The following is a 12372-nucleotide window of genomic DNA, read 5'->3' as shown; positions in this document are numbered from 1 at the left end:
AAATTCATCCTTTCTCCTTTTCGGAATATTACTCATTTGTTGGTGGAGATAAAGAGGAGGCATTTGATAATTATTCATTTTATGGTGGAATGCCTTTTCTACTCACAAAACAAGACGAAACCTCCAAGATTGAATATCTAGAAAACTTATTTAAAGAAGTGTATATTCGAGATATTGTAGAACGCAAACACATTGAAAGAGAAGATATTTTAAGTTCTATTATTGATTTATTATGCTCGTCTGTAGGTTCTTTAACAAATCCATCTAAAATCACTAAAGCTATCAATTCCAAACAACAACGCAGCGGAAAAGATATTGTTTATCTTCCCACAATTAATAAATATATTGATTTTTTAGAAGATTCTTTTCTTTTTAAAGAGGCTTTGCGGTTTGATGTAAAAGGAAAATCTTATTTAGATTTCCCAAAAAAATACTATTGCGAAGATATAGGATTGCGGAATGCAAGAACCGACTTTCGACAAATTGAAATGCCGCACATTATGGAAAATATCTTATACAATGAATTAATCATTCGTGGATTTAAAATCGATGTGGGCGTAGTCTACGAAAACATTAAAACGGAAAAAGGAAACTATCGAAAAGTAGCTAGAGAAATCGACTTTATTATTCAAAAAGGAATGAAAAAATATTATATTCAATCCGCTTATGCAATGGAAAATGAAGAAAAAGTATATTCTGAATCACGTTCACTAAACATTACCGGAGACAGTTTTCCAAAAATTATTGTCAGAAGAGATATTCGTAAACGTTTTTATGATGAAAATGGAATTTTAAACATTGGCCTAATTGATTTTTTATTATCAGACAATGTTCTTTAATATAATGTATTGCAAGTTTTGATATTATGTTACAGCAAATGCAGGGTTGAAAGCCCTGCATTTTTAATATTCTTCTTTTAAAAGAAAATCTATTAATCTACAATTGTGTGGTTGATAAAGTGAAAAAAGTATATCCGTTTTATGAATCTGTTATAATTAAAAAGCCAAAGAAAGTTAATGTCTAAGCAGTCATTGAGAACTTTGTTTGGCGACATCCTCACCGTATGCCTACTAGACATGTTGAGGATGTTTTTTAATGTCTAATTCACTCTTTCATCCTTTTTACATTGTTTTAAAGCATTGATTAACTTTGTTTCATCCAAAGGCTTAGCCAAATGCATATTCATACCTGCTATCTTGCTATTCATTATGTCTTCTACAAACGCATTCGCACTCATCGCAATGATTGGAATTGTCTTTGCATCCAATCGTTTTAATGCACGAATCTTTCTTGTCGCATCTAAACCATTTATTTTTGGCATCATGATATCCATAAGAATAAAATCAAATTTATTTTCTTCACTCTTTTCAAATAAATCTATTACTTCTTGACCATCTTTTGCACATACAACCCGAATACCATTACGTTCTAACATATATTCAACGATTTCCATATTCAAATCGTTATCTTCTGCCACAAGCACACATAAACCTTCTAACGATATTTGTTGATACCTATTATTTTTGTTTTCAATTGGCTTTCCTAACTTAAAAGGAATCTGAATCGAAACCAAAGTTCCAACGCCCTTTTCACTTTCCAATTGAATATTTCCATGCATATACTCCACAAGCTTTTTGGCAATAGGCAAGCCAAGACCTGTACCTTGATATGTGGATCTACTAGAACTATCTTCTTGCGCAAATAAATCAAAGGCATGTTTAATAAAATCTTGACTCATTCCGATACCAGTATCTTTACATCTAAATTCTAAAAGCGATGTCGACTCATCTAAACATTTCTCGTTCATCCATACATGGATTTCTCCATTTTCTGGTGTAAACTTAACGGCATTTTGTACAACTATCGATAGTATTCGTGAAAGATATATTGGATACCCTCTAAACCTTGAATGACTCAATTGACCTTCATACCAATCCAAAATATATTGAATATTCTTTTCTTGTGCCAATTGTTGTCCATCAAAATTAATGCTTTCCAATAATTTAGTAACATCAAAATCAACTTCTTCCTCTGTAAAATGATCACTTTCTAAATCATTCATATCCAAAACATCATTGACTAAAGAAATCAAATAATTTAACGACCGATGAATCTTATTTCTTGTGATTTTCTGCAGTTCTAAATCCTTTGGATTTTGATCTGCAATATGAAGCATGCCAGAAATGCCATTTAATGGCGTACGCATATCATGAGACATACTCTGTAAGAATCGCGTTTTTATTTTTGCCTCACGCTTCGCCTGTTCTGCTTCAAAGAATAAATTTAATTCTTTACGCTTTGTCTCACTAATTGTACGAATTGTCGCAATGGCTTGAATCGCTTTTCCATTCGCATTTCTTTTGGAAACAATAATACGCAATTTATGCCAGTTGCCATCCACCATTCGATATTCAGCCAAAACATCTTCTTCTTTTTCAAATCGTGAAGTTAATGTTTCTATATTCGCAAATTGATGGATAATATTTCGATATTCCGGTGCAACATCCTGTTCACATACGTCAAACATTTTTTCTGATGCACACCCCGTTTTAGGAATAATGTCACTTCCTGAAATTCTTTCATATGTATCTGTTTCAAAATCAACTTTATAAATTGAACTATAACTTTTCGCAATTGTAGAAATCGTTTCATTACTCCTCTTTATTTCCTCTAAAGCATTCTGCAACCTTTTCTGTATTGCTTTTTCTTTTTCGATAATATCATCAATATAACGAAAACCTAATAATACGTGACACGAATCTTCATCTTCACTTACCTTAACAACTTTCGTTTCAAAATATTGTTGATTCTGCACATTTGGATAAGTACGATAATTCTGTGTAAGACTCACTTGTGTTTTCAACAAAGATTTTAAATTATCACGAGAAAACCACCATAAAAACTCAGGCTGCTCCTCCTTAGGAATATAACGCATCGCATATTGATAAGCATATTCATAAAAATCTTTATACCCTGAATAACTTCTTATTAATTCACTCGCATTGGTTTCATCCTGAATATGAACAGGTTCAAATTTACCACTGTTAACTTCCAAATAATAAATAGCCGTAAAGTCAGAGCTTAGACTTTCTAGAATTTGTTTTTCTTCTTCTAACCGGTCATTTCTTTCTTTTTCATGTTCAACAATGTCATTCACCAATTTAAAACCCAACACAAAATCATCTGTCTCATCCGAAATCTGCGCAAAACAAGCCTGGAAATAATCTATTTTTCCATTAAATTTTCTTTGAAAAACAACCGGATATACTTTTTCTGTCTTGATTCGTTCACGAACGACACGATAATTCACATTTCTTAAAAAATCTTCTCGATCTTCTTCACAAACATATTCTGAAGCATATTTCTCCATGCTCTTTTGATAATTATTTGTTTTGGCAAACTTTTCAATTGCTTCTTGAGCAATATGATCCCCTTTTTTTGTTTGTTGATACAATTCAACCGTTAAATCATGATTGATTACCCATACCGTGACATATTCATGACTCAAACCAGAAATAAAACGCTGTTGAAGAAGGTTTTTTTCCTTATGCTTATGAATATCAATAAGAAATCCACAAACACTTACTATTTTTCCTTTTTCATTTAAAACAGGCTTTCCAATCGCACGATACCAACGATATTGTTTATCTTTATTCTGAAGACGATACTCTACCTCATATGTTGCGGTTGAATCCCTCGTATCATGAATGTTTTTAAACTCTTCTTTAACAACATCAATATCTTGAGGATGCATATGATTCCAAAGCATAGAACACGAAATATGCGTCTCACCTTTAAATCCATAAAGCATCTCAGATAGACTCTCACTACCTATAAACTCTACTGGCCTTTCATTATCATCAAACCGAATGCGATAACGAGCCTCACCTAACTCACCGTATAGCGCATCTTCACTGTCTTCATTTGTATAAACCCATATAGAAGTATTCTCATCATTATCTGAATACCGATCAATTTTCAGACGAATCAAGGTACCATCCTTTTTACGATACGTAACATTCACTTGATTTCCAGAAGATAAAATATTATATACATAATCATAGTCCAAGACTCGATCAATCACTTCTTGATAATCACAAGCTACATAATGATCTCGATATAATTGCATCGCATCTGAATAGGAACCTTTTGTGTCTTTGGCAAAAGCACGAAATGCTTCTGGAGCTAAAATATCACGAAAAGTATCTGTACTTCGATCTAAAATATAAACCGCTGCATATTTAGGTGCTATTAACCGCAAAAAATTTTCGGCATCTCTTTTTTCTTGAAGAAGTTGATTCATAATATGACCTCCTCACATTTATACTCTAATTATAAGTGACTATTTAATTTTTGCCTATTTTAAAATCAAAAATCCAACGAAAAAAAGGAAGCTTCACGCTTCCGAATCACATAACTCATATAAATCTAAAATCAATTGTTCTGTCTTATCCCAACCAAGACAAGGATCCGTGATTGATTTTCCATACACATTACCATCTGTTGGCTGATTTCCATCCTCTAAATAACTCTCAATCATTAAGCCCTTCACTAGCTTTTTGATATCTTCCGATTTACTTCTAGAATGCATTACATCCTTGGCAATACGAATCTGCTCTAAATATTGTTTATTTGAATTCGAGTGATTACAATCCACAATACATGCCGGATTCTTTAAGTCAGATTTTTCATATAAATGAATCAATTCCATTAAATCTTCATAGTGATAATTCGCATGTGCATGATTAAACTTATCCACATATCCTCTTAAAATCGCATGAGCTAGTGGATTTCCATCTGTCTGCACTTCCCAGCCACGATATACAAATCTTTGATCGGCTTGAGCCGCCACAATCGAATTCATCATAACTGTAAGATCTCCACCCGTTGGATTCTTCATTCCTGCAGGAATTCCTACACCACTAGCCACAATACGATGTTGTTGATTTTCAACGCTTCTTGCACCGATGGCTACATATCCTAATAAATCCGATAAATACGCATGATTTTCTGGATACAACATCTCTTCTGCACAAGTAAAACCAGTTTGTGTTACAACATCTGTATGCAGTTTACGAATCGCAATGATTCCCTTCAACATATCCTCTTTGGAATGAGGATCTGGCTGATGCAACATCCCCTTATATCCAACACCCTTTGTACGAGGTTTATTTGTGTAGACACGTGGAATCATAAAAATCTTATCTTTAACTTTTTCTTGTAAAACAGCCAAACGATTCATATAGTCTAAAACCGCATCTTCACGATCCGCACTACAAGGACCAATAATTAAAATTAAACGATCATCTTTTCCAGTAAAAATATCTTCAATTTCCTGATCTCTTTGTTTCTTAATTTTTTGCACCTTATAAGGTAAAGGAAACTCCTTCTTTAAATCTTCTGGAGTTGGTAACTCCTGTATCTTCTTCATATCCATATTCAACATTCCTCTTTAAATCACCCTTTGACAATATCATATTCTCGCATGTTTTTCAAAATCAGATATGATTTAATCGATATTCCAAGATGTAATCATCCATGATAAAGCCATTCCCTATATCTGTCTGTACAGAATCAATCCATTGAAAACCAAACTTCTCATATACGTCCAGACTATGTTTATTATATTTATTACAAGTCAAATAAATAGATGAGTAACAATACTCTTCGGCTTGTTTCTTTACATATTCAAACATTTCAGTCGCATAGTGCTTTCCTCTAGCCAAATCCTTTAAATACAGTTTAGACAAGAATAAACGATCCGGCTGATTCTGCAAACCAATATATCCGACTAGCTCATCCCCTTCATATACCTTATGATAATGATACTGTTGATGTTTGACTTGGTCTTGCATGGCATCAAAGCTTTGAAACTGTTCAACCATATAATCAATCTGTGCTTCTGAAATGATTCTAGGAAAAAATTCATGCCAAATCTTTTCGGCAAGAATAGCTACTTCTTTTAAATCATCCTCATTTTTACACTCAACAATATTAATACTTTTCATAATGCACCTTTGAAGAATCAAACTTATCTTTTGCAACCTCTTCTTGATCAATATACCCAAATGAAATCATCCACATTGGAACAATTCCTTTTGGTAATTTAAAATACTGATTTAAAGCCAAATAACGCTCTTCATTCGGATACACACCCAGCCAGCATGAACCAATTCCCAAGCTTTTCGCTTCCACCAACATATTCTCTGTAGCTGCCGCAAGATCTTGTTGGCAATAATCTAAACTATCATTCTTACTTTTATCCGCACAAACCACGATTCCCATAGCTGCATCTTTTAGAAAGGATGCATAAGGCGTCATTTGACTTAAATCCTTTAATGTATCTTTATTTTCTACGACAATAAACTGCCAAGGCTGACTATTTCTAGCGCTAGGTGCACTAAATGCTGCCTTTAAAATTAAATCGATCTCTTCTTTTTTTAAAGATTTCTGTTTATATTTTCTCACACTCGTACGATTAAAAATTGCATCCATACTCTTTACTCCTTTTTCTGTATTATATCACCATTTTGAAAATTCGCTTTCATTATATAATGACTATTCTTTTCTTTGTGTTACAATACAAGCAGGAGGAATTTAACCATGTTAAAATTTGAACCATTCTATCAAGAATACGAAAGAACATTAGATGCCTTCTCATTGGCATTCTCAACCATTTATTTTGAACAAATGACAATTGCACCAAAGAAAGGAATTCCTTATTCAAATGAAATGTTGTCTAGACTATCTAAACAAGCATTCATCATTGAAAATGATCCAGAAACAATCAAAAAGATCAAGGAATACGCAAAAACATTGCCAGAAGGAAGTTTGGAAAAGAAAGAAGTCGATTATCGTCTTGAAGCCTTAGCACAATCTGAAAACATTCCAAGTGATGTATATGCGAACTATGTCAAAGTTAAAGCCGATAGTGAACTTGCTTGGCATGAAGCTAAAGAAGCAGATAATTATGAGCATTTCAAACCACATTTACAAGCCATCATGAAAGAGACTTTACACCTTTTAGAATATGATCCGAAATTCAATGGAAACAATGCATATGATGTGTTGTTAGACCGTTATGAAAAGGGAATGACACAAGAAAAATATGATGCATTCTTTAATAATGTGAAAGAAAAATTAGTTCCATTGATTCATGAAATTCAAAATAAGCCACAAATCAATGATGACTTACTTCATGAAACTTATGCAGTGGATCGCCAAGAAAAATTTATGAATGTTATTTGTGACTTCATGAAAGTAGATTTTGGTAAAGTATACCTTTCAACCACAGAACACCCATTCACTGATTTCTTTTCAAGCAACGACGCTCGTATCACAACACACTATTATCCAGACCAATTTTTGAGCGCTATCCTTTCAACTGTACACGAATATGGACACGCTCTTTATGGACTACAAATGGATCCTGCATTTGAAGGAACCATGCTTACACAAGCTGTTGGTTCGGCTGCACACGAATCGCAATCTCGTTTCTTAGAAAACCACGTCGGTAGAAGTCACGCTTTCTGGCAAGCAAACTATAATCAATTAGTAAATTTATTCCCAGAATTTAAAGATGTGTCTGTTGACGAGTTAGTAAACATGATCAATAAAACAGAATGTGCTTTGATTCGTACAGAAGCCGATGAATTGACATACCCATTACACATCATGGTTCGTTATGAAATCGAAAAAGAAATTGCCAAAGGCAATGTAGATTATGATAAGTTACCAGAACTATGGGCAGATAAATACGAAGAATATTTAGGTGTTCGTCCTACAAACTATAAAGAAGGTGTCTTACAAGATATGCACTGGTCTACAGGATACTTAGGATACTTCCCAACATACGCATTGGGTAGTGCGTATGCAGCACAATTGTATGCAACAATGGAAAAACAATTTGATGTAAAAGAAGCCCTACTAACAAATCATTTTGAAAAAATCACAAACTGGTTAAAAGACAATGTACACCATTATGCCGCAAGTAAATCGATGGCTGAAATCGTAGAAGAAGTAAGTGGAGAACCATTTAATCCTGATTACTACACAGATTATTTAATTAAAAAATACAAGAAATTATACAATCTAGACTAACATGAAGAAGTGAGTAACATCACTTCTTTTCTTATTGACAAGAATGGTAAGAAATGAATTTTTAAGAAAAAAGCAGCTAACCTATTTTCACAGACTAACCACACATACCTTATTCAAACTTATTCTACAAATCCGACAAATCAATAGCTGTGGAAACATCTCCACACTTAAAATTACTTACCGCATGATCCATATCTGCCAATGTCCTGGCTGAAATGCTCTTTGGCACTGATAATTCCCGAGGTTCGAGAATAATACAACCATTTCCATATTCTTTCACATTGTAGTAATGATAAGTAGCTCCTCTAAGAGTAATTCTTTTTTTGTTATCCAAATGTGCAACATAATCCTTTATTGTTTCCATTATCAACACCTCCAACGCAAATCTAAATATGGGAATTTCCATCTCTTATCCTTATAATAAATTTTCTTTATTCTTTGTCAATCTAATTTTGCTTGTTCACTATCATCAGGAAAGGTTCTATGCACAACTAGAAAAACAAATCCTTTATTGGTTAGTATGGTTAGATTGGTTAGTATATGGGTAGAAAGGAGCTACTTTATGATATTTCAAGAAGAGTTTGAACAAATGCGTTCTTTAGAACAAGACTTGACTTTTCTTTCTGCTAAGACTGAATTTGATGAATCAAACATCCCATTTAAAGAAAAGAACTTAGGCATTCAAAATCAAGATGGTATATACACGAATTTAGGACTACTTTTATCAGACCAATGTAAACACACTATTAAGGTTGCAGTTTTTGATGGAGAAAAACAAAGTGAATTTCAAGATCGAAATGAATTTGCCGGTTCATTATTCAAACAAATGCACGAAGTATATTCTTATATCGATTTTAGAAATCAAAAACATTCCAACTTTTCAGGATTGAAAAGAATCAATAAAAGAGATTATCCAGAAGTAGCTATAAGAGAAGCTTTATTAAATCTGATTGTTCATCGTGAATATTCATATAGTGCAAGTTCCTTCATTCGTATGTATACAGACCGGATTGAATTCACTTCCATTGGAGGCTTATTAAAAGGAATCACTTTAGAAGACATTCAGCTTGGTATTTCTGTTTGTCGAAACCCTAAACTCGCAAATATCTTTTATCGGTTAGAACTCATTGAAGCTTATGGTACGGGCATTCAAAAGATTCTTGATTCGTATTCAGGATCTGAATTCAAGCCTCAATTTGTGACAACAGAAAATGCCTTTAAGGTCATTCTTCCAAATCTAAACCATCCAAAGAAAAATAGTAAAATTCAGGAAGAACTAGTTATATATGATTGTCCTGAAAACAAAATATTAGAGTTTGCGAAAGCCCATACCCAATTCAATCGCAAAGATGTTCAGGATACATTTAATCTTTCACAAACGACTTGCGGACGCATTTTAAGTAGAATGAAAGAAGAAGGTCAAATCTCTCAACATGGTAAAGGAAAAAATACATTCTATGTTCTAAAATAGAAATACAATTCAATGTAAAGCCTTCATGCAATATACCTATATCTACAACTCAAAGATGATATAAATTTCTAAATCCAGATCATTCTATCATTTTTATCATATTCTTTGAAACCAATATCTTAATATATAGAAAAAGATTGTTTTATTTTTAAACAACCTTCCATATTTCAAGTACTGGAAGGTGAGGTTCCATTTGACTAAACCGGAATAAATGGTTGGAGATGCTTCTCTTTGCCGGGGCATCTTCTTTTCCATTTTAAAGAAGAGATCAAAAGTCACAGATATTCAACCTAACGAAATCGTGATATAATCAAAATAAATTGAATGAGAAATATGGAGGCAGCTAATGGGCGTTAGTTATAACAGATTATGGGAAATGCTCATAGATAAAAATATGAAGCGGATAGAAATGCAGTCCCTCACCGGAATCAGCGATAATATTCTTGCCCGGATGGAAAAAAACAATATGTATCAATGGAAACGATTGAGAAAATCTGCAAGAAGCTGGACTGCACCGTGGATGAGATGATGGAATTTACTGATAATGAATAACAGGAGCAGATATGTCAAATTTATTAAAACTGGCAGAATGCTTCAGAAGTCAATAAAGATAACGGCATAAATCTCTAAGTAAAGCTATACGATATTTAGATTTAAGAAGTTTTAACTGGGAAACATCAAGATAAGATTTGTGGATATTCAAGCAAAAAAAGCACTGTTTATAAGCTTCGAGAGTTTTCGACAGTGCTCCAAGAAATTAAGGAGGATTCATTATGAGTGAGGAAACAGAAATTACTTTCATGCAAACAAGATTAATCCGGCTTGCTTCAGAAGAGTGGCATTTACCTGTAGAACAGATTATCCACTTGTTTAAAGAAGCCGATGTTCTTGGATATATAGAAAAATGTTATGGGATTTTTCATTGTGAAGGCGATGAAGCTGTGCTTGAAGATATTACTGAATTTTTGCAAGGAAAGGGGATAAAGATTAATGCTTGAATTAAAAGATCAATTTGTTCTCTATCATGGAAGCTATTGTGAAGTAAAAGAGCCAGAACTTGCCAAATGTGCAAAGAGAAAAGATTTTGGGCAGGGATTTTATTTAACCACATCCAAGGAGCAGGCAGAAAGTTTTCTAAAGACCTCAATAGCCAAAGCAATCGCAACAGGAACAATTGAAGAGGGACAGAAGTTTGGATATATTTCAACTTTTGAATTTAACCTTTCAGAAAATCTTGAAATACACATTTTTGAAAATGCAGATGTAGCCTGGTTACATTGCATTGCAGCTCATCGAAAGAAAAAAATGTTTATCGAAGTTGAACGCGAAATGGCAAGGTATGATATCATTGCAGGAAAGATTGCAGATGATGCAACAAACGCTACCCTTACTGCTTATCTTGCCGGGGCTTTCGGGATAGCAGGCGATAAGGAAGCAGACGATTTCTGCATCAGACAGTTGCTACCTAATAAACTAAAAGATCAATATTGCTTCAAAACAGAAGCCGCTATTAAGTGTCTGAAATTTGTGAAAGGTGAGAAGATATGGATAAAGTAACAATTTCAAAAGAAAAAATGAATTATACAATAGATCTTCTTGTCACGATGGTAACAGATGAGATTGCAGAAGAAACGGGCAAGGACAGAAAAGAGATATTGACCGATTTTCTATGTTCAAAAACAGGAAAGGCATTGTATGATGAGAAAACAAAGCTGTGGTGCAATGGTCCGGCATATATAGCTGAATTGTATAGGGAAGAGCTAAAAAAATCTGGATATCAGATTTGAGATGAATGCATATCCGAATAGTGTTGAAAACTTCCACTATTATATCGTGTGTCAACTAAATATTTCAAAAATGCTGAGGTCAGCATTACCTAATCATAGGACAATGACCTCAATTTTTTTATACTCAGGAATCGACATTGATAATAAGCCGATTCTTTTTATTTGGCTCAATATCAGTATATGTGGACAAAAAAATATTAGGACAACAATGATTAATGCTTTTCTTATGGGATATTTATAACGAACTCATTCGTCACTTAATTAATGATTCTGTTCTTTGATGTGATGATATTTTTCTTTCACATAAATCCCCAACAAGATTCCAACTACATATAGAGAAATATCCCCTAAATCAAATACGCCTCTATGAAAGATCAACTGCATAAATTCACACAGAAAACCGATGAATACAGAAACAATGAAGTTTTCTTTGTTTGATGAAATAAATAGTCCATTCACCCATGGCATAAACATAAAGTATCCAATATTAAATGCGAATACGATCCACTCTGTCCAAGAACCATAATAGATTTCTCTAAGACACGCAAATGGATTCAACTGAATAATACTGATACCTTGATCATAGCGAATCAATAGGGCAATAATTAAAAATAAATAATACGCAAAGAAAAACATCGCTCGATGTTTTACATTCCAATTTTTTGTAAAAAACATCAACGCATCATATATAACAACCAGTTCAATACACCATACGACAAATTGAATTGGATACCATCCCATGCCAAAAATTTCCATTAAAACAGCTGTGACGTAGTAATGAATGAACAAGGATAAAACTAAACTTAAAATTAAGTATCTCCAATTTTTCATTTTAAAGTCCCCTTATTTTCCTTCTATTATGCCACATCAAGCTTTAAAATTCATTAAAAATCTAAAATTGAAGAATCCCACCCCATATCACGATAGCCTTGTTTGCACCGTTCCATATACGAATCGCTCGGTTTACATTTTGGAAAACGATTATACATTTGGTAGATAAAACCAGTGATTGTT

Annotated in this window: 12 protein-coding genes and 1 pseudogene; 7 read left to right on the top strand and 6 right to left on the bottom strand. The window is 33.3% G+C overall.

From position 1 onward, the window contains the following. On the top strand, positions 1–839 hold an 839-nt coding region (locus EUBIFOR_RS13010), incomplete at its 5' end, for an ATP-binding protein (protein ID WP_003865967.1). Between the two features lie 260 nt (positions 840–1099). On the opposite strand, the gene EUBIFOR_RS12245 is transcribed toward EUBIFOR_RS13010, so the two are convergent. From EUBIFOR_RS12245 to EUBIFOR_RS10160, 4 genes are all read right to left on the bottom strand, one after another. Then, the gene (locus EUBIFOR_RS12245) at positions 1100–4303 is read right to left on the bottom strand and encodes a PAS domain-containing hybrid sensor histidine kinase/response regulator (protein WP_003865966.1); all 3204 of its coding nucleotides are present in this window, start codon (positions 4301–4303) and stop codon (positions 1100–1102) included. Between the two features lie 93 nt (positions 4304–4396). After that, entirely contained in the window at positions 4397–5437 is a 1041-nt protein-coding gene (locus tag EUBIFOR_RS10170) for a 3-deoxy-7-phosphoheptulonate synthase (protein ID WP_003865965.1), read from the bottom strand. 61 nt (positions 5438–5498) lie between these two features. Beyond that, positions 5499–6008 carry a GNAT family N-acetyltransferase gene (locus EUBIFOR_RS10165; protein WP_003865964.1) on the bottom strand — a complete coding sequence of 170 codons (510 nt, stop codon included), beginning with the start codon at positions 6006–6008 and terminating at the stop codon, positions 5499–5501. Beyond that, positions 5995–6495, bottom strand: coding sequence for a nitroreductase family protein (locus EUBIFOR_RS10160; RefSeq protein ID WP_003865963.1), 501 nt, complete (start codon positions 6493–6495; stop codon positions 5995–5997). The genes EUBIFOR_RS10165 and EUBIFOR_RS10160 overlap by 14 nt, the downstream gene beginning before the upstream one ends. Before the next feature lie 108 nt (positions 6496–6603). On the opposite strand from EUBIFOR_RS10160, the gene EUBIFOR_RS10155 reads away from it, so the two are divergent. Further along, positions 6604–8100, top strand: coding sequence for a carboxypeptidase M32 (locus EUBIFOR_RS10155; RefSeq protein WP_003865962.1), 1497 nt, complete (start codon positions 6604–6606; stop codon positions 8098–8100). Positions 8101–8224: 124 nt separating this feature from the next. Here EUBIFOR_RS10155 and EUBIFOR_RS10150 read toward each other — a convergent pair whose 3' ends face one another. Beyond that, positions 8225–8464 carry a hypothetical protein gene (locus EUBIFOR_RS10150; protein WP_040466486.1) on the bottom strand — a complete coding sequence of 80 codons (240 nt, stop codon included), beginning with the start codon at positions 8462–8464 and terminating at the stop codon, positions 8225–8227. A 198-nt stretch (positions 8465–8662) separates the two neighbouring features. Here EUBIFOR_RS10150 and EUBIFOR_RS10145 point away from each other — a divergent pair, with 198 nt between their 5' ends. From EUBIFOR_RS10145 to EUBIFOR_RS10125, 5 genes and pseudogenes are all read left to right on the top strand, one after another. Further along, entirely contained in the window at positions 8663–9571 is a 909-nt protein-coding gene (locus EUBIFOR_RS10145) for an ATP-binding protein (RefSeq protein ID WP_040466485.1), read from the top strand. Positions 9572–9917: 346 nt separating this feature from the next. After that, a pseudogene (locus EUBIFOR_RS13590) lies at positions 9918–10123 on the top strand (helix-turn-helix domain-containing protein). A gap of 221 nt (positions 10124–10344) precedes the next feature. Beyond that, the gene (locus EUBIFOR_RS10135) at positions 10345–10569 is read left to right on the top strand and encodes a DUF3791 domain-containing protein (RefSeq protein ID WP_003865957.1); all 225 of its coding nucleotides are present in this window, start codon (positions 10345–10347) and stop codon (positions 10567–10569) included. After that, positions 10562–11128, top strand: coding sequence for a DUF3990 domain-containing protein (locus EUBIFOR_RS10130; RefSeq protein WP_003865956.1), 567 nt, complete (start codon positions 10562–10564; stop codon positions 11126–11128). Before EUBIFOR_RS10135 ends, EUBIFOR_RS10130 begins: the two co-directional genes overlap by 8 nt. Then, the gene (locus EUBIFOR_RS10125) at positions 11116–11358 is read left to right on the top strand and encodes a hypothetical protein (RefSeq protein ID WP_003865955.1); all 243 of its coding nucleotides are present in this window, start codon (positions 11116–11118) and stop codon (positions 11356–11358) included. Before EUBIFOR_RS10130 ends, EUBIFOR_RS10125 begins: the two co-directional genes overlap by 13 nt. Before the next feature lie 261 nt (positions 11359–11619). Here the strand turns inward: EUBIFOR_RS10125 and EUBIFOR_RS10120 are convergent, their stop codons facing one another. Continuing rightward, positions 11620–12189, bottom strand: a complete 570-nt coding sequence (locus tag EUBIFOR_RS10120) for a VanZ family protein (protein WP_040466484.1) — start codon at positions 12187–12189, stop codon at positions 11620–11622. Positions 12190–12372: the final 183 nt, after the last annotated feature.

Source organism: Holdemanella biformis DSM 3989, assembly GCF_000156655.1.
GTDB classification, from domain to species: Bacteria; Bacillota_I; Bacilli_A; order Erysipelotrichales; family Erysipelotrichaceae; genus Holdemanella; species Holdemanella biformis.
This window is presented reverse-complemented; position numbering and strand designations above follow the sequence as displayed.

Bases quoted from the DNA above. Each gene is read 5' to 3' on its own strand.
- EUBIFOR_RS12245 (WP_003865966.1), bottom strand. From the start codon at position 4,303: ATGAATCAACTTCTTCAAGAAAAAAGAGATGCCGAAAATTTTTTGCGG.
- EUBIFOR_RS10160 (WP_003865963.1), bottom strand. From the start codon at position 6,495: ATGGATGCAATTTTTAATCGTACGAGTGTGAGAAAATATAAACAGAAA.
- EUBIFOR_RS10125 (WP_003865955.1), top strand. From the start codon at position 11,116: ATGGATAAAGTAACAATTTCAAAAGAAAAAATGAATTATACAATAGAT.
- EUBIFOR_RS10135 (WP_003865957.1), top strand. From the start codon at position 10,345: ATGAGTGAGGAAACAGAAATTACTTTCATGCAAACAAGATTAATCCGG.
- EUBIFOR_RS10165 (WP_003865964.1), bottom strand. From the start codon at position 6,008: ATGAAAAGTATTAATATTGTTGAGTGTAAAAATGAGGATGATTTAAAA.
- EUBIFOR_RS10130 (WP_003865956.1), top strand. From the start codon at position 10,562: ATGCTTGAATTAAAAGATCAATTTGTTCTCTATCATGGAAGCTATTGT.
- EUBIFOR_RS10120 (WP_040466484.1), bottom strand. From the start codon at position 12,189: ATGAAAAATTGGAGATACTTAATTTTAAGTTTAGTTTTATCCTTGTTC.
- EUBIFOR_RS10150 (WP_040466486.1), bottom strand. From the start codon at position 8,464: ATGGAAACAATAAAGGATTATGTTGCACATTTGGATAACAAAAAAAGA.
- EUBIFOR_RS10155 (WP_003865962.1), top strand. From the start codon at position 6,604: ATGTTAAAATTTGAACCATTCTATCAAGAATACGAAAGAACATTAGAT.
- EUBIFOR_RS10145 (WP_040466485.1), top strand. From the start codon at position 8,663: ATGATATTTCAAGAAGAGTTTGAACAAATGCGTTCTTTAGAACAAGAC.
- EUBIFOR_RS10170 (WP_003865965.1), bottom strand. From the start codon at position 5,437: ATGGATATGAAGAAGATACAGGAGTTACCAACTCCAGAAGATTTAAAG.